The organism is Bacillus sp. S2(2024) (assembly GCF_050474045.1).
GTDB classification, from domain to species: domain Bacteria; phylum Bacillota; class Bacilli; order Bacillales; family Bacillaceae_G; genus Bacillus_A; species Bacillus_A yunxiaonensis.
This window is the reverse complement of sequence record NZ_JBFLUS010000005.1, coordinates 265,919-284,515: the sequence shown is the minus strand read 5'-3', so window position 1 is coordinate 284,515 and position 18,597 is coordinate 265,919. Positions and strand designations below refer to the sequence as shown.

Here is an 18,597-nt window from a genome sequence, read left to right as displayed (position 1 = left end):
CATGGTAAGAAAAGGGGGCACTTATATGCTAACAAATGATTTAGATTTCCGATTAGAACCACGTTTAAAAGAATTGTATGAACAACATAAAATAAGAGCGCAGAAGATAGACTGGGGTTATCATGAGTTTTTACCATGGGATAAGGGGATGGACTTTAAAAGAGTTCCTTGGGATGAAAGTCAAGTTACTCTTCCTTCTGGTGTAATTACGGCCATTGAAACAGCCTTATTAACAGAAGTGAATTTACCATGGTTTACAACGTATTTATCGGCGACCTTTAAAGGATCCCTTTCTGTTATTACAGACTTTATTCATACTTGGACCTCAGAAGAGGATCAACATTCGAATTTATTGGAGACATATTTACTACTCACTCGAAGTGTGAACCCTAAACGAATACATGATTTAAGAAAGTCAGTCGTTGAGGGTGGATTTGAGCCTGATTTTCATACACCAATCGAAGCAATGACGTATACGACGCTACAAGAACTTGCAACGATGGTGTTTTACAATAATGTAGCTAAGGTTGCAAGTAAGCATGATCCAGATCTTGCTACATTATTACGCCGTCTTGCAAAAGATGAAACTCTTCATTATGCGTTTTATCGAGACGTCATTCGAACACATTTAGAATTGGAACCAAATTATTGCTATCATATTGCCAATGTGATTAAGAATTTTAAAATGCCAGGTGCCGTCATGCCTGATTTTGAAAATAGAATGGCTGTGATTGCAAAAGAAGCGAATTATGGACCACTACAATATTTTGATCAAGTACTTGATGTATTGGTTGATTATTGGGGGTTAAAAGACTTACGACCAATTGCACCTTTAGCTGAAAAAGCAAGAATTGAGATTTTGGAGTACCACACAAGATTGAAAAAAATACGGGATCGATTTGGTCATTTTCAAGGGAAAACTGATCTACGTTAATGAATAGAGATTTCAGAATATAAGCGGGGAAATTCCCCTTCCCTTTATGGGAAATCTGACACACTCCCTATTGTTTTGGGGGTGTTTTTTACTTAATTTAATTTTTGTTAAAAGTAGTTGACGGTAAAAATGATTTTATGATATTATAAAATATTTGATAAAAAACCGCGTATATGTTAAGGTTAAGAAGGTTACCATATATGGAGGTGGATTATATGTTTCAAATTGGCGATAACATTGTTTATCCAATGCACGGAGCAGGTATAATTGAAGCCATAGAAGAAAAAGAATTCTCAGGGGAAAAACAACAGTATTATGTCATAAAAATGTCGATCAGTAATATGCAAGTCATGATTCCTACGGATAAAATATTGAATGCGAATATACGCCCAGTTACTGATATACTTGCATTAAAGCACATTATACACATTTTTCAGCATGAAGAATCTTGTAAATTACTGCCGTGGAAACAAAGACATAAAGTGAACACAGACAAAATAAAAACGGGTGAAATACAAGAAGGTGCTGAAGTTGTACGCGATTTAATGCGTATGAAGAAAGAAAAAGAACTGAATACAAGCGAAAAAAAATTGTTGGATGATGCATATAAATTTTTGGTCAGTGAACTAGAATTAATTAAAGGAATTACTGAAAATCAAATAAAAAGTTTCTGTTAAGGTTCATTATAGATAATGTATTATCTCACCCGAAAACATCCTGAATTTTTCGAGAATGTGATGAGTATTAAAAGCAAATCATTTCAAAGACATTCAATTTCTTCAACCCACTTTTAGAGTAGGAACCTCTTTTGTTATTACTTCAATCTAATCCATTTTTATTATAAAATTTCTTTTACGATCGTTCGAAGTTTCATCAAATAATTCGATTAAATAGTCACTTGATTTTTGTAATCCTGATTCACACTGGCACGGACAAGGAGCCGTAAGGATGAAAGAGAGGTAGGGCTTTCATTGTTTTAGGTAATATACTATCTAAGTCATTATTTCTAGAAGAAAAAACAATCAATCGCATTTCTATCTTTAAGAATTTTTTTACAATTACTGAGACAATGAATAGTAATTATTTATCTTCTTTTCATAAGAGAGATGCGCGAGTTGGTAACATCTAAATATATGGTCAACGATAAAAAATGATGGGATTTCTAGAACTAGAACCCATTTTTACAATTTATTTAACATAATAAGATTAAATGGAACAATAAGAAGGAGTGAAGATATGAAACGCATGCCAACGCAAGAATTAAGTAACGAGTTAAAGAAGCGGAAAGGAATTACTTCTATTAAGATTGAGTCTTATGAAAAAATTGAAGTTGGTGGAATTCTTGTAAATGGACCGGCTGTTATTTTAATTAATCAAGAATACCTAAAAATTGTTGAATGAACGAAGAAAAGGATGATCCTTTACAAAAAGGGATGATCCTTTTTGTTTGCTGCAGCTAATGTGGGATATACATAACTTTTATCTGATGTGTTGGGGTTAAAAGGAAGGAGAGGGTCGGGATTATCATGGTGGAAAGCTTAATATTGGTAGGATTTCTTTTTACGTTATATAAATTAGTTGATAAAAAAACAAACTAATTATTTAAAACGATAGATTGTTTCCTTTTTAAGGGCGAGATTTATTTGAGAGTGAAATGGATCATTTAAAGGAGGAATTTAGATGGATGCAAGGAAAGAACGCATAAAATACGAGAAGATGTCAAAGAATTATAATCGTATTTATTTAGTTTCGTTTATCCTATTAATTGTACTTGTTTGTAGTAGTGTGATTATCATAGGAGCTACAGGGGGAAAATATGGAGTGTTTTTATTGTTAGCAATTTTACTTAACGCACGTATTACGAAAGAATCAAAAAAAAAGTATGAGCGCTATTCTAATAAAGGGCGTATTTAAAATGATACATATCCTAAAAAGAACAACCTAGATGTACATTCAAAATATCCCTATATCATCTCCTATTAACTAGTAAAAATAACTTTATATAAATCATTTTTTAGCAATATAGAAATAGAAACCGAACCTTATTAAAATGTTATTTCCGTTCCTATAATGAATTATCCTTCTAGCATATTGATAAGATTTATATCATATATTAGGAGAAAGAATGCAAGTTAGAAAGGAGTCTTATAGAATGAGTTATTCGGAAGGAAATAACTTGAGTGAACAACATATGGTAAGTGCACCCAATCCCTACGTATATCAGACATTACAATCAGTAATTGGTAAACATGTGGTTATTGAAACTGTAAGAGGTAATGTAAGAGGAAAGTTAAAAGATGTGAAACCAGATCATTTGCTCATTGAAGATACGATGCCATATATTGTACGCATTCAACAAATTGTATGGATTATGCCAAAACAATAATCAAATTATATCTAATCAGATTTATAAAAAATTAGTGTCATAGTGCACCAAGTAAAAACACAGGGTTTTATCTCTGTGTTTCTTCAAATTTCCGTTTTTGAATATATGCTTGAGCATGAATAAGTTCTTCTTGAAGTTCTTTTAATTCTTTTGTAGATTCTGATTCAATAACCATGTAAGTAGTAACTAAACTGATCATCATATCCATCTTCTCTACTATATTTTGAATGACTTGTTCAGATTGCTCTTTTTTAGGGTGTTGTATTGCTATTAATACATTTTCTATATAATTGTTCTTTCTTTGCTGGATATCATAAATAAACTGTTTTGTGTTTGAGTTCATTTGTTATTCCTCCGTTTTGGATATACTTGTATTCTATCATATTTGAGTGGAAAATATTAGATTCTCCTAAATTTACACCTGTCTCGTACATCTCCTCAAATAGGCGTACCGCCACATGCCCATCAACCTAAGAAATTAAGTCGCCCCCAAAACAAAAAATCTCACTTCTTATCTTTTTTCAGATAAGAAGTGAGATTTTTTTTGATACTTTCAATAATGAGTGGTTATGTCAACCTCACATGTATATATGATTCATCTTTTTTTCTTCAAGTAACAAGGTAAGATAGTTCAAAAAGTTATATTAAATCTGTTACAGTATTTTATAGAATACATAATTTGAGAAATGAGGAAAAACAATGAACAGAATTGAATTTATAAGAAAAGAAGAGAAAAAATATCACGACTATTGTTATGATAATTATAAACTGTTTGAAGAAGGTTCGTGGCTACATAAACCTGTAAAAACGGTAATAGATCTAATTCCATTGTTTGAAGGAAAAGACGATCTTAATATGCTTGATTTAGGTTCTGGAGTGGGTAGAAATAGTATCCCATTGGCTCAAGCTATAAAAGAAAATGGCGGTACAGTTGTGTGTGTTGATGTATTAGACTCTGCTTTGCAAAAATTAAATGAATATAGTCAGGAATATGAAGTTCAAGAAGTAATTCAAACTGAAAAAGCTGATATAGGAAACTATGAGATTAAGCCTAATAACTTCGACTTCATTGTTGCAGTTTCAAGTTTAGAACATGTCCAATCAGAAGAGGTATTTGGAAAAGTTGTTCAACGAATGGCAGATGGAACGAAGTACAACGGAATAAATTGTATCATTGTAAATTCTGAAGTTGAAGAAATTGATATGGATACCAATAAAAAATTGGATGCACTAATGGAGATAAACATTCCAACAGAAGAAATGATGAATATATTAAGACAAATATATGATGGTTGGGAAGTATTGAGTATCATGGTAAAACCACTCGAATATAAAATTATTCGAAATGAAAAGTCTGTTTTATTAAAAACAAATGCAATCACATATGCTGTGAGAAAAAATAATCTATAAGGGGCCATCATACATTACTATCAATCAAAGATGAATTTATACCCATAATTCACAGAAAACGTTATTCTTTTTGTAGAAATATAAAGAAAGGATGGCGTTTTTGTATGAATCTATCGACTCAAGATGAGTTTCATTTGTTCGCTGAAGAACTACAGCGATATCTATCTCCACATATTCTTCAACAACTTGCACAAGAGACAGGTTTTGTAAAACGTAAAAGTAAGTATGGCGCACAAGACTTAGCTGCTTTATGTATCTGGATTAGTCAACAGGTAGCAAGTGATTCTCTTACTCGATTATGTAGTCAGCTTTATGCAAATACAGCTACACTTATGAGTCCAGAAGGACTTAATCGACGCTTTAACCGATGCGCTGTTTTATTTTTGCAGCGTGTATTTTCCCTTTTAATCAAAAGTAAACTAAACGACTCGTCTCAAATCTCAAACCAATACACCTCTTATTTTCAACGTATACGAATTTTAGATGCTACTATTTTTCAAGTACCCAATCATTTGGCTCCTATTTATCCTGGTTCAGGAGGATGTGCACAAACAGCCGGTATTAAGATTCAACTAGAGTATGATTTACATAGTGGGAAATTCCTCAATTTTCAAATGGAACCAGGTAAAAATAATGATAAAACCTTTGGTACAGAGTGCTTAGATACCTTACGTCCAGGAGATTTATGTATTCGAGATTTAGGATACTTTTCTCTAAAAGATTTAGACCCAATGGATCAACGAGGGGTATTCTATGTTTCACGGTTAAAATTAAATAATAGAGTATATATAAAAAATGAATCTCCAGAATTCTTTCGGGATGGGACGGTAAAAAAGCAATCGTTATATGTTTTACTTAATCTTGAAGATATCATGCATCAGATAAAACCAGGGGATACTTATGAAATTCGGAATGCCTATGTTGGACAACAAAAATTACCCTCACGAGTTGTAATATACAGACTTACATCAACTCAAATTCATAAACGTAGGAAACAGCAATCTTATATTGAAAAGAAAAAAGGAGTTACATACTCTGAAAAAAGTAAACGTTTAACAGAAATCAATGTTTATATTACCAACATACCGTGGGAAATTGTTCCGATGGAACATGTTCACGAGATTTACTCTTTACGTTGGCAAATAGAGATTGTATTTAAAACATGGAAGTCTCTTTTTGGTATCAATCATTGTCACAATATTAAGAGAGAGCGTCTAGAATGTCATCTTTATGGACAGTTAATCGCTATTTTTCTTTGTTCTTCCACTATGTTCAAAATGCGACAGCTGTTACTACAGAAAAAACAAAAAGAATTAAGTGAATATAAAGCGATTTATATGATTCAAGATCATCTGTACTTAGTATATGAAGCTATACAACAAGACACCAAAGAAGTATCAAAAATTTTCCTTCGTTTGTTTGATCTCTTACAGAAAAATGGACGGAAATCCCATCGATATGAGAAAAAGACAGTCTTTGATATTTTAGGCGTTGTTTACCAATGCACTGTATCCAATCTAAAGCAGAAAACTGCATAACCTTTAAAAATACACCTTATCAAGGTTTATTTGGAATGCGTATTTTTAAAAATAAATAAACAAAATATCAATCATGTAGACCCCATGTAGGCAATAAGAACGGAAGTTCATGGAATACCCAACCTTAGGTTGATGGGCATGTGGCGGTACCCCTTATATATCAAAAGGGTCTTTTTTTACGCAAATTTTAATACACAGACCTCTATACATGATAAATTCACAACTGATTAAAAATATATAGTTATAAAAATAATTGATAGTATAATTTTTATTGATTTGGTTAGGATGGTGACATCAGGTACATGAAGAGGTGACATTTTGGGAGTAACAATTAAGATAATGAAATATCAAATTTTATGTCCAATGAATGTCGATTGGACAATATTTGAAAAACATTTACGAAACTTAACATATCAGGTCAGAACGATAAGTAATCGAACCATTCAACAATTATGGGAGTTTGATGCTTTATCCTTTGACTACTTTAAAGCAAGAGGGACATACCCTACTGTCCAAGATTTGTATGGGTGTACACAGAAGAAAATTGACGGTTATATATACCATACATTACAAAGTAAATATCCAAATATACATAAAGGAAACATGTCTACCACTCTTCAAAAAATTATAAAAACGTGGAAGAGTAGAAGAAATGAAATTAGAAAAGGTGAAATGTCAATTCCTTCTTTTCGAAATCGTATACCAATTGATCTCCATAATAATTCTGTAGACATAACAAAAGAGAAGAATGGAGATTATATTGCTGGTATATCTCTTTTTTCACGAGACTTTCATAAGGAAAATAACGATGTTCCAAAAGGGAAGATTTTTGTAAAGTTAGCTACCCAAAAACAAAAAAGTATGAAAGTTATTTTAGACCGATTAATGAATCAAACATACAGTAAAGGCGCATGTATGATCCATAAATACAAAAATAAGTGGTATTTATCAATTACTTATAAATTCAATGCTATAAAAGAAAATAAATTTGATAAAAAATTAATCATGGGTATTGATATGGGTGGAATAAATACAGTTTACTTTGCATTTAATGAAGGGTTTATTCGTAGCAATATTAAAAGTGATGAAATTAAAGCGTTTAATGAAAGAATTCGACAGAGACGTATCAATTTATTGAAACAAAGTAAATATTGTAGTAATAGTAGAACTGGAAAAGGTAGGACAAAACGGTTACAGCCAATAGACCTGTTAAGTAATAAAATAGCTAAGTTTCGAAATAGCACTAACCATAAATATGCAAACTATATAATAAAACAGTGCCTAAAACATAACTGTGGGCGTATTCAAATGGAACTTTTAAAAGGCATATCAAAAAATGATAAGGTTCTTAAAGATTGGACTTATTTTGATTTGCAGGAGAAAATCAAGAATCAAGCTGAGATTCATGGAATTGAAGTCATTAAAGTTGCCCCCGCATATACTAGTCAACGATGTAGTCAATGCGGATATATTTGTAAAGAAAATCGTTGTACACAAGCGGTTTTTGAATGTAAGCAGTGTGGATATAAAACACATGCTGATTATAATGCGGCAAAAAACATTGCTACTTATGATATCGAAAATATTATAAATAAACAATTAGCGGGACAAAGCAAATTGCATTCAAAAAAATGCATGGAAGAGTATATAGAAAAATTAGGATACCTTGATTAATACAGGTGAGTGAGTCTATATTAAATAATTTGGTGGATTTACACGCCATAAATGGAGAAGTAGCACGTAAGAAATTTACCAAGTGCCAACACTCCATAAGGTAGTATCAAATGTAAATAAACATTGATGCATGGGCATTTTTCATGCTCTGAAGGGTGTAACACAAAAACCGTTACACGATACATCTAGTTGTTGGTAAAATAATGTTTAATGTTCATCTTATCAGGTTTTTTCCGTATCTGTTAAAGTATATATCTTTATTTCATCGGTGTTTAACACAAACATAAGATGTATTTAAATAGTTAATTGAAGTATCTTGTCTAACAGCATATTCTGTTTAACACAAACATAAGATGTATTTAAATAGTTAATTGAAGTATCTTGTCTAACAGCATATTCTGTTTAACACAAACATAAGATGTATTTAAATGTGGGCATCATCATTTTTCCTACGTACCCACGTGAGTTTAACACAAACATAAGATGTATTTAAATAATTGTAATACAATAACGCTTTTGTACAAAACTTATGTTTAACACAAACATAAGATGTATTTAAATGCTAGGAGGACACATGAGCAAGGAAGCAATGATTGTGTTTAACACAAACATAAGATGTATTTAAATTCACGACAAGACTTACATAAAGTTTTGTTGTCTTCCATTGAACACTAAGATTAAATGTATTTAAATAAGTTTATAAAAAGCATTAAACTAAGCTAAGAAAGTGAATTTTATCAATACGGGTTTTTTCTTTTACATATTAAAATGAAAGCACCCTTTCAATGTATACTGACCCCTTCACAAATCGTGAAGGGATTTTTTTATTCAATAAATGAGTTTTACAAAAGATACAAAATGTTAAATTTATAAAAGCCATTGATTTCAAGAAGAAATGCTGAAATCAATGGCTTTTTATATAGATATTTAACGAACAGTTTTACAAACAATAAAAAATTATCAACTTAGTTTTACTTTTTATAAATAATACGTCCTTAAAAGGATGCATAAATATAACGAATCTTCACTATATCCTTAGTAAAGGTCTCAAGATAAAACCGCTTTCAGTCCTATAAAACTAAGGAGCGGTTTCTTTCCGCCCATCGTAGAAGAATAATCTCATCTGAAGTCTCTCTAGCAGGGTCTTCAGAAAAACAAAAACTGATTGTTAGATCATCCTTTAATTTTTTAAATAATTCTGGTCTCAATAGTTCTGCTTTTTGATTATTTTCAGGCCTTCTTTGCCCTGGTGTACCATCATTTTTAAGTCCATTTCTTTTGACACCAAAACAGTAGATACCATCGGAATCAGTTTTATTCAAATACCTTGTTATAGATTTTTCTAATGCCGACTCTTTATTTATAATTAATTGATTTGGAATAAAAGTAGAAAAATATTGTGTGAATTGTTGAATGATATCTCCTAGATTTTCTTGATCAAAATCGATTTCGAAAAACTCTCTAAACGACTTATAAGTTGGAAAATGTAATTTATATAAATCTGCATACGCACATAAGCTTTCGGAACCGCGTCCCTTTTTTATAAATTCCAGCTTTACAATCGCATATGGACTATCCTTAGTTTCCCCTTTTGAATAAACTTTTACTAAAACAATATATTCTCTCTTTTTATACTGAAATAGAAAAGCGTCTACAGCCCAATCTCTTTTCTTTAATTCATCTCGGATAAGTTTTAAATTGTATAAACGAGCTTTTTGTGAACACATTAAGTAATCCTCCACCCCTCTAAACGTTTTGAATATTCTTACATATTTATTTTAAATATAAAGTTAAATTTTTACAAATCCAATCATGTCATATAATTTAGTGTCCCAAAAAGTAAAGTTTTTGGAATTGGATTATTTACCAATTGTAAGGAACGTGGTATTCTGTACTTAGATAGTTCCAAAAACTTATTCCAAAAATAAGACGGTGATAATGTGATTCGCGGATACGCAAGGGTAAGTAGTAGTGATCAAAACTTAGATACACAAATTGAAGCGTTGCAACAACACGGGGTAGATATCATTTATCAAGAAAAAGTTAGTGGCATATCCCAAAAGCGTCCCAAATTAGAGGAATTACTTTCTGATTTACAGGAAGGGGACACAGTTGTTGTAGCTCGTATGGACCGTTTAGCCAGAAGTTTAAAGCACATGTTAGAGTTAGTTGAAGATCTGGAAAGAAGAAATGTCCATTTAGTTAGCTTAGACTATAATTTTGATACACGAACAGCAACAGGAAAGATGTTATTTCACATTATTGGTGCTGTTGCAGAGTGGGAGCGCGAACTTTTAAAGGAAAAGCAAAAAGCTGGTTTAGATATCGCTAAGAAAAAAGGGGTGCAGCTGGGTCGACCTCGTAAGTATGGAAAAAAGCATGAGGGTATGGAACATGCCATTGAGTTATATAAAAATGAAAAACATACGATAAACCAAATTTGTAATATTACACAAGTTAGTCGTTCAGCTCTATATCGTGAAATTAACAAAAGAAATCTGAAAAAAAATGTTTGAAACATTCTTTGAAGGGAGGAATTTTACGTGAAATGTGTTGAGTTTGAAGTGTTGAAAAATTATGAATCACCAACGGTGTATTTTTGTGAACATGATATGAAGCATAGTTGTTTGGTTGCTATTCCATCGTGGAATTGGAGTTTCTTAATTGATTATGCAATTGACTTTAAGGATGAAAAACCTATGTTGATGGAAGCTTTGGAAAATCATGTTTCGTATCATCATGTAGAAAATGTGGCCGATGCGTTTTATGACTTTGCTCTTAGTGAATTTTAATCAATCAGATTTGAATTTTGTAGAAAAGGAAGGTGTAATATAGCGTGTTAAGTAAAAGATTATTATCTACATTAGCGTTAACAACAGCATTACTAGGTTTAGGTACTGGTTGTGCAAATCAACAAGCTAGTAAAGAAACCAATACGATAAAAGTAGCAGAACAGGGTCAAAAGAAACAAGAATCTAATCAGGCTCAAAATAAGACTTCTAACGGCCATCAACAACAGTCTTATAACATAGAGGACATTGCAAAGAACTACAAAGGGCAAAAAGTAGTAGAAGTAAACGGAAATAAAGCTGATTTTACACAAGAGCAATTAGATAAAGTACAGTTGAAGAATACAAATCCTACATGGCAAGAGTTCTCTAACTTAGATAGTAAGAACAGAGTTGGAGTAGCAACAGCACTAATTGGTAAAGAAATTCAACCTAAAGAAAAACGAGACGAGAGATTGAATACAAAGCCTACTGGTTGGCATCAAAAGAAATTAAGTGATGGTAGTACATTATTTGATAGAAGTCATTTAATTGGATATCAACTAACTGGTCAAAACGACAATCCAAAGAATTTAATGACTGGTACAAAAGATTTCAACCGACATAGTATGTTAAAGTATGAAAACATGGTAGATAAAGAGGTTGAAAAAGGAAGTTATGTACTTTACGAAGTAAAACCAGTATTTATCGGTGACGAGCTAGTCGCGAGAGGTGTACAAATGAAAGCGAAAACGGTTAATAACGACCACTTAGACTTCAACGTATTTTGTTATAATGTGCAAGACGGTGTAGAGATTGACTATAAGGATGGTACTTCTAAACTAGTGGGTAAACAATAAGTATTCATTGGAGTACCACCAGTATTTCGGAAAAAATCCACGCTAAGAGCATGCAAAATTTTATACAAAAAATAGGGAGACATAGGGAACCATCGGGAAGCCAAAAGGCGCACCAGAATAGGAATGTATAAAAAGATGCATAGAATCATAGAAAAAGAAAAAGGCGAATCCCTTGTGAGAATTGGGATTCGCCTTTTTCTTTGCTACCGATAATGTTACGTTATGTTAACCGAGAATGTATACAATATGCAACATAAACAGCTCAAAAAATAGAGCCCATTAAATTTGAAATGTAGATAAATTTATAAATATAAGTAAAAATGGAACGAAAATAAAAATTTAATAATTTTGTATAATTTTGAAATAAAAACCAATTAAATATTTACATTTATTTCCTGTCTTTATAACATAGAAATGTAGCCACAAATAATTAAGTAGGGGTTACCATATCAAAAAAGAAGACGGTTGTTTTAAATTTATTCAAAGGAGTGATTTATTAATGACTAATGAATTAGATAGCAATACGCAGTGTTTCAATGAAATCGATAATGGTATACAAGCTCTTGATCCATATACTTTTTACCGTATTCGTACTTTTTGTGGAAAAATGCTAGATGTAGTGGGGCAATCAACTGCTGATAATGCAATGGTTGTACAATACTCTGTTAACAATAAAAAAAACCAAAACTTTCTCATTTTCACTCTTGATGATGGCTATTCAGTTATTGCATCAGAAAATAGCGGTAAAGTACTTGATATATCACAATCATTAATTTTCAAAGGAATTCTAATACAATACGGTTTTGAAAATGCAGATAATCAAAAATTTCTTATAAGTAATAATGGAACTATTGCAGTAAAACGTAGTGGAAAAGTGTTTGATGTAGCTGGCGCATCAACCTCTAATGATGCATTAATTGTAGAATACAATTTTAATAATGCGGTTAATCAGAAATTTACTTTTGATCAAGTTAAAAATTTTCAAGTACCAAATCCATCAAAAGAAACTCTACCACCTGCGCCTGATTTTAAAAATGATATAAATGAACAATTACCAGATAAAACAGATCCTGTTATCACACACTATACCAATATTCCTTATTTTATGGTTGCTGATAATACTTTGAATGCCCAACAACAAATTCAAATTTCTCCTTATTATAAATTAGTAAAAATTCAATATTGGGAAAAGGTTACCCAACGAATATTAGGACCAAGAGACGAGTATGAATATCAAAAGAGAAAAGGGATATCTCGAACAGATCAAACAAGTATGACAGAAACGGTTTCTATGTCAATTGGTGCAGATTTTGGGTTTATGTTCAAAGGATTTTCAGCAAACCTTTCAACACAAATTACCAAAGAATTATCTGTTACCAAAAGTACTTCAACTACAGAAATGACAGAAGAGACTTATAAAGAGAACTATACAAACCCGTTTAATTATGAGTTGGCACGTGCTCAATATGTATTGGTAAATGAATTTTATGTAACACATATGGATGGTACACGAATTACAGCTAATTGGACTGTAAGAGATGACACTAGAACCGTTACAAGGGTTTTCCCTAAATCAACTTTTAATGGTGATGTAGAATCTTTTGAGGATTCCGTAATTACGAATAATGATAACGGTTATGCGTATGATTCAAATATTGGATATTCTAATCCGAATTGGATGAGTAAAATTTCCAGTAGTAAAAAAATTAGTGAATTATCCATTCCTGGGACTCATGGATCTATTGCATTACATGGGGTTACATTTGCGGATGAGGATTGGGTACGTAATCAAAGAATGTCTATCACAACACAATTAACTTCAGGTATTCGTTATTTAGATATACGTGCAAGGCGAACCGGTAACTCATTCGCTATGCACCATGGTTCAGTATATCAAAAAAAAATGTTTGGTGATATTTTAAACGAAGTCACTACTTTTTTACATCAAAACCCTCAAGAAACAGTCTTGATGCGCTTAAAAGAAGAACATACACCTGAAGCAGGATCATTATCATTTGAAGAAATTTTGAACAGATATTGGGATAATCCTGCATATAAACAATATTTTTGGAAACCACCTTCATCCAATAATAATCCAACATTAAATGAAGTGAGAGGAAAGATCGTACTCATACAAAACTTTAATGCCTCAAAAAAATTTGGTATTTCCTATAATACGCTTAATATTCAGGATCAGGATAATGTAGATGATACACCAGATAGTATGTATTCAAAATGGACTGCTGTAGGCAACCACTTGAAAGCTGCTGATGCGAGTAATCGTCAATCCATTTATCTAAACCATCTAAGTGGAAATGGTGGTTTTTCAGGGGCAAAACCTTGGTTTGTTTCGAGTGGGTATAGAGGTCGAGGTACAAATGATGGCAAGCAAATGATCACAGAGCATCGTGATCCAAACAAGTGGCCACAATTTCCACGTGGATATTATGGTCAAATTTTCTATGGTGGAATGAACATAATGGCTACCCAATATATCCAACAGTGGCCTATCCACCATGCTGGTATTATTGCCGCAGACTTCCCAGGAAAAGGATTAATTGATCGTGTTATTCGATTGAATGAGAGATTCATGGGTGAAACTATTCGCTATATAGAACCACAAGGATCTAAAACTATAAGAATCGGGTTTGGTGGGAATAATTATTTGCAAAATCACTATAAGATTTATGTTAATGGTAGGTATTATGGAGAAATTAATAAAGGACACCCATATTATGGCACTTGGCATCAGACAGATTTTGGACATGAGTTTAAAACAGGGGACGCTCCCTTATTTACAGGTGATAAAGTAGAAGTTTTTATAAAAAATAGTGACCAACAAACACTAATTAAAAGTCAAATTTTAAATGTAGACGAACAAGAAGGGGAAGAAATTCGAGTACTAGATGGACATTTTAGTATTAGATCTGCATTAAATACAGCTAAAGCTGTTCATATGCACCGTAATGACAGTCGAAATATTACTCTTTACCAGTATAATAATGAATTACATCTTGAATTTACCCTTCAATACGATGAATCTAAAAAAGCATACACTATTTGGAACCGTTGGGATCCAACTAAAGTGATGGCATGGAATGATATTCCTAATTCGCTTAATGTGTTTGGAACACCATTTGATCCGAACAAAGATGAACATTATTGGAAATTTAAGCGTGCTGGAAATAGTTATGTATATCTAGAAAACTTAAAAAATGGTGAGGTATTAGATGTAACTGGCGGGAGTAGCACTAATGATACCAATATAGGTGTTTGGCCATTAAACCAAAAAAATAATCAAAAATTCAAGTTAGTTCAACGAAATGAAACAAAGAAAGCTTCCATAGTGTCTGAAAAAGGTCCACAATCTGGACAAAAAAATAGATCTAGCAACAATTTTTCTCTTGGCAGCGCAAAAGGTAAGCAAGTTCGAGTTCTGATAAAAAATGCTGAAGGGCAAGAAGCGAGTATTAGCTTCCGAGTAATGCGTGATAAGTCGGCCGATACTGATCCGGTTATTTGGTCAGGGGTAAGAAATGGTTCGTTATTAACTGTACCTACAGATGCAAATAGTAGTAATTTATACATTGCAAATCCAAGCGGTGCGACTAGCAACTTTACTGTGGAATTTTATACCTTAGAAAATTAATCAAAAAACTGGACATACTCTGTCCAGTTTTTTATCGTGAATAAGGGTGTTTTTGCCCAAATCCCGAAACGGGGGAATTAGCTCAATTCACAAAAAATTTATACATCATATCAAAAAGTACAATGCAAAAAGGTTCTGGTGCAAGAAATCTAGTAAACTTGGACATACTGATACTAGTACTCTAAAAAGGGGCGTGATCAGTATGGAAAAGCAAAATTTATTCAAGTGGAAACATTATCAACCCGATATTATTCTTCTTACTGTCAGATGGTACCTACGGTACAACTTGAGCTTTCGTAATCTTGTGGAAATGATGGAGGAACGAGGATTATCGATGGCTCATACGACCATTATGCGTTGGGTTCATCAGTATAGTCCTGAATTAGACAAGTGACTTCGTCGTCATCTAAAACGTACAAATGATTCATGGAGAGTGGATGAAACATATATCAAAGTAAAAGGTCAATGGATATACCTGTATCGTGCTGTTGATTCGAGAGGAAATACAATCGATTTTTACCTAAGCAAAACAAGAGACCAGAAAGCTGCAAAGCGCTTTTTCAAGAAGGCCTTGCAGTCTTTTCATGTTTCAAAACCTCGTGTTATAACAGTCGATAAAAATCCAGCTTATCCTATAGCAATTGAACAGTTAAAAAAAGAAAAAAGCATACCTGGTGGTATGCGACTTAGACAACAAAAGTGACACTTGACTGGAAGCCCCTAATTTTTAGTTCGGTCACAATATATTCGGATTGGGTATTTATCCAGGCTCGTACGTTTATGGGGAATTCTTTAGGAGTATTGATACCTCCATAGTGATTTTTATATTTGTATGCATTTCATCAATCATTCCCTTGACTCTCCATTTGTAGTACTGTATAGTACTAATATGAAAAAAAATACACTTAGTAATAAAGATATTGCTCTGCAATCCGCTTTTACATTGTTTCTTACTAAAGGTTTTCTGGCAACAAGCATGGACGACATAGTCACACATAGCAAAGTTTCAAAAACGAACATTTATTATTATTTTAAGAGCAAGGAGGAGTTGCTGCTCGCTATTGTTAATCAGTTGATAGCACATTACGAGCAGCGAATTAATTATATTGTGTCTCAAACTGAGCTCACCGTTCAGGAGAAATTAGAAGCGGTACTCCACATTTTAAGCGATACTATTGAACAAAATAACTACCTTGGCGGTTGTCCTTTCCTGACTCTGTATACACAGACGCCTATTGACGCGGTTGAAATTAGAGATAGAATCAAGAGTTTTTTTGAAAAACAGCTGCATGGTGTTGAATTGATTTTAGCCCAAGGGATTGCACGACAGGAACTAAAGGAAGAGCTGCCCGTTAAACAAACAGCTATGTTGATTGTCTCCTCTATTGAGGGTGCTCTCTTCTTGGCTCAAGCTTCTAACAATCAAGATATGATCAAAAATTTATTTCCTGCTTTAGCTTCCATGCTAAAGTAATATTTTTAGATGCATTAGTACTAGTTAGTACTATAAAATAATAAAGGAGTGTTTTTATTATGAATATCTTCATGACCGGCGGAACTGGTTATATTGGACGTCATTTAATCGCTGAGTTAGCTTCTCAGCATCAGATTTATGCACTTGTACGTCAAAAAAATCGTCTTCTTACCATCATCAATCAACTGGCACCCGATCAACAGAACAACATTGTTCCTGTTATCGGTGATCTAACGCAGCCTCGATTAGGTTTAAGTGATGACAGCTACAAGCAATTACTTGCAACTGATCTAATTATTCATGCAGGAGGTCCAATGAATATTGAGTTGAACCTCAGTGAAGCTGAGCAGTCTTTCCTCACCCCTGCAAAATCCCTTGTTCGGCTAGCACAGGATATCCACGCTGCAAAAGAATTAAAGCATTTTATCCATGTCGCAGGCTTTATGAGTCCCTATCATGAACAAAATGCATTGTTGGATCTAGATCATTTGCTGGACAATCAACCGCCTTATGAAAAAATGAAGTTTTTAGCCGATTCTTATATACGAAAATCTCTTCATAACATGAGCATTCCCTTATCTACTGTTAATCCTAGTGTAATCGTCGGAGACTCCTTCTCAGGGAAAACAGAACAGATTGGAGGCCTTAGTATCTTAGTCGATGCCGTAAGGCGAAATCTTATGCCGCTTGTTCCAGGCGGCGACGATTATTGGTTACCAATGGTTCATATTGATCATGTGGCTTCGTTTATTTCAAAACTTGCTAATACAGAAGGGTTATCAAGCAATACCTACTATCTTTTAGATTCTAAGCAAGAGAGTCCGTCGATCCGAACTTTCATCAAACTCATGGCACACGAATTGCAGACAACAAAGCCGTTAGGAACTATACCGCTTCCGTTATTGAAAACTGTACTTAGAATGGGTGCTGGTAAGATGCTTGGTATTCCTAAAGAATCCATGAGTTTTCTTGTTAAGTCGGAATTCCCTGTTTACAGTAAATTAGAAATAGAACAAAGGAGCGGCAGAAATTCATTCGTAGTTCCGTCCACGCTCCCTTTTATCATTAGTGATTTGGATTATCGGTTAAATCATTTAGGTCTGAATCAAAATGAGCAGAAAGATTTTAGTCAACGAAGAAGGGCTAACTTAGTTTCGCTAGAGAAAGATAGGAATGAAACGCCTATTATTTTTCTTCATGGGACGTTCAGCAATGCCGATGCCCTTTTGCCCCTCTCACAATTTTTAAGCAGTTTAAATACTTGGTTCGTAGATTTACCTGGATTTGGGCGTACCCCTTATCACCATAATCCTTCTGTGCTAGAAGGCTATGTAGAGAGCATTTCCACTATGATCACTGAGTTGAACAGACCCGTTATATTAGTGGGGCATTCATTTGGCGGATTGATTGCGGCTCAAGTGATGGAACGGCTGCCCTCACTGATCAAACAACTCATTTTATTGCAGCCAGTACTGCATCCTATCCAACCTAAATATAGATTTCGACGTATTACAAGTTTCGTTCTAAAATATATGGAGCCCGCCCGTTTGGAAAAAGAGCTACTTCAAGCCAATAGCTTTAGAACATCCAGTCAGTTATTGAGTAATTACGCTCATTCTGTGGTTCGGGATTTAAAATCCCCCCGTATACGCAAAACTAACGCTACGGTCATGTCTTGCTTAACTATATCAAAATCCATTCAGTTAAATCCCGAGACATGGGATAAGAGGAAAATTAAGATACTATGGGGAGCTTTGGACAAAGATCATCATGTCCCAAAGCAGTTTGAACACTTGGATATTACACGTATTCAGTACGGTCATCAGTTTCCTGTTGAATCTCCTGAACTAACTGCTCAATGGATTTCTCAAGCTGTAACAGTATAAGGGGTACGGAAACGAGTC

Annotated in this window: 16 protein-coding genes, 1 pseudogene and 1 CRISPR repeat array; of the genes and pseudogenes, 15 read left to right on the top strand and 2 right to left on the bottom strand. The window is 33.3% G+C overall.

What is annotated here, in order from left to right; translation table 11 throughout:
• Positions 1-25: 25 nt before the first annotated feature.
• The 5 genes from AB1284_RS26360 to AB1284_RS26340 all read left to right on the top strand — a co-directional run bounded on the left by AB1284_RS26360 (position 26) and on the right by AB1284_RS26340 (position 3,320).
• Positions 26-934 (top strand): acyl-ACP desaturase, encoded by a 909-nt coding sequence (locus AB1284_RS26360; protein WP_429762098.1) that lies wholly within the window; start codon positions 26-28, stop codon positions 932-934.
• Positions 935-1,149: 215 nt separating this feature from the next.
• Complete coding sequence (locus AB1284_RS26355; protein ID WP_429762097.1) at positions 1,150-1,611, top strand: CarD family transcriptional regulator; 462 nt, start codon at positions 1,150-1,152, stop codon at positions 1,609-1,611.
• A 559-nt stretch (positions 1,612-2,170) separates the two neighbouring features.
• Positions 2,171-2,335, top strand: coding sequence for a BC1881 family protein (locus AB1284_RS26350; RefSeq protein WP_253629179.1), 165 nt, complete (start codon positions 2,171-2,173; stop codon positions 2,333-2,335).
• Between the two features lie 279 nt (positions 2,336-2,614).
• Positions 2,615-2,848: a hypothetical protein gene (locus AB1284_RS26345; protein WP_429762096.1), complete on the top strand. Its 234-nt coding sequence runs from the start codon at positions 2,615-2,617 to the stop codon at positions 2,846-2,848.
• A gap of 238 nt (positions 2,849-3,086) precedes the next feature.
• Complete coding sequence (locus tag AB1284_RS26340) at positions 3,087-3,320, top strand: YuzF family protein (RefSeq protein ID WP_026591141.1); 234 nt, start codon at positions 3,087-3,089, stop codon at positions 3,318-3,320.
• 67 nt (positions 3,321-3,387) lie between these two features.
• Here AB1284_RS26340 and AB1284_RS26335 read toward each other — a convergent pair whose 3' ends face one another.
• The gene (locus AB1284_RS26335) at positions 3,388-3,663 is read right to left on the bottom strand and encodes a hypothetical protein (protein ID WP_429762095.1); all 276 of its coding nucleotides are present in this window, start codon (positions 3,661-3,663) and stop codon (positions 3,388-3,390) included.
• Positions 3,664-4,019: 356 nt separating this feature from the next.
• On the opposite strand from AB1284_RS26335, the gene AB1284_RS26330 reads away from it, so the two are divergent.
• From AB1284_RS26330 to AB1284_RS26320, 3 genes are all read left to right on the top strand, one after another.
• Positions 4,020-4,730: a class I SAM-dependent methyltransferase gene (locus tag AB1284_RS26330; protein WP_429762094.1), complete on the top strand. Its 711-nt coding sequence runs from the start codon at positions 4,020-4,022 to the stop codon at positions 4,728-4,730.
• A gap of 104 nt (positions 4,731-4,834) precedes the next feature.
• Positions 4,835-6,268 carry an IS4 family transposase gene (locus AB1284_RS26325; RefSeq protein WP_429762093.1) on the top strand — a complete coding sequence of 478 codons (1,434 nt, stop codon included), beginning with the start codon at positions 4,835-4,837 and terminating at the stop codon, positions 6,266-6,268.
• 318 nt (positions 6,269-6,586) lie between these two features.
• A complete protein-coding gene (locus AB1284_RS26320) occupies positions 6,587-7,942 on the top strand; it encodes an RNA-guided endonuclease TnpB family protein (RefSeq protein WP_429762092.1) in 1,356 nt (451 codons plus the stop codon).
• A 270-nt stretch (positions 7,943-8,212) separates the two neighbouring features.
• Positions 8,213-8,635: a CRISPR direct-repeat array (repeat unit 30 nt; unit sequence GTTTAACACAAACATAAGATGTATTTAAAT).
• 377 nt (positions 8,636-9,012) lie between these two features.
• Here AB1284_RS26320 and AB1284_RS26315 read toward each other — a convergent pair.
• On the bottom strand, positions 9,013-9,669 hold the full coding sequence (locus AB1284_RS26315; protein WP_429762091.1) for a DUF6037 family protein: 657 nt from the start codon (positions 9,667-9,669) through the stop codon (positions 9,013-9,015).
• Positions 9,670-9,882: 213 nt separating this feature from the next.
• Here AB1284_RS26315 and AB1284_RS26310 point away from each other — a divergent pair, with 213 nt between their 5' ends.
• The 7 genes and pseudogenes from AB1284_RS26310 (at position 9,883) to AB1284_RS26280 (ending at position 18,579) form a co-directional block, all read left to right on the top strand.
• Positions 9,883-10,458 carry a recombinase family protein gene (locus AB1284_RS26310; RefSeq protein WP_429762090.1) on the top strand — a complete coding sequence of 192 codons (576 nt, stop codon included), beginning with the start codon at positions 9,883-9,885 and terminating at the stop codon, positions 10,456-10,458.
• Between the two features lie 27 nt (positions 10,459-10,485).
• The gene (locus AB1284_RS26305; RefSeq protein ID WP_429762089.1) at positions 10,486-10,734 is read left to right on the top strand and encodes a YueH family protein; all 249 of its coding nucleotides are present in this window, start codon (positions 10,486-10,488) and stop codon (positions 10,732-10,734) included.
• A gap of 44 nt (positions 10,735-10,778) precedes the next feature.
• The gene (locus tag AB1284_RS26300) at positions 10,779-11,570 is read left to right on the top strand and encodes a DNA/RNA non-specific endonuclease (RefSeq protein ID WP_429762088.1); all 792 of its coding nucleotides are present in this window, start codon (positions 10,779-10,781) and stop codon (positions 11,568-11,570) included.
• Positions 11,571-12,069: 499 nt separating this feature from the next.
• Positions 12,070-15,219 (top strand): phosphatidylinositol-specific phospholipase C domain-containing protein, encoded by a 3,150-nt coding sequence (locus AB1284_RS26295; protein WP_429762087.1) that lies wholly within the window; start codon positions 12,070-12,072, stop codon positions 15,217-15,219.
• Between the two features lie 202 nt (positions 15,220-15,421).
• Positions 15,422-15,919, top strand: a pseudogene (locus AB1284_RS26290) (IS6 family transposase); the annotation flags it as partial.
• Between the two features lie 189 nt (positions 15,920-16,108).
• Positions 16,109-16,693, top strand: coding sequence for a TetR/AcrR family transcriptional regulator (locus tag AB1284_RS26285; RefSeq protein WP_429762086.1), 585 nt, complete (start codon positions 16,109-16,111; stop codon positions 16,691-16,693).
• Between the two features lie 59 nt (positions 16,694-16,752).
• The gene (locus AB1284_RS26280) at positions 16,753-18,579 is read left to right on the top strand and encodes an alpha/beta fold hydrolase (protein WP_429753082.1); all 1,827 of its coding nucleotides are present in this window, start codon (positions 16,753-16,755) and stop codon (positions 18,577-18,579) included.
• The last annotated feature ends 18 nt before the right edge of the window (positions 18,580-18,597 follow it).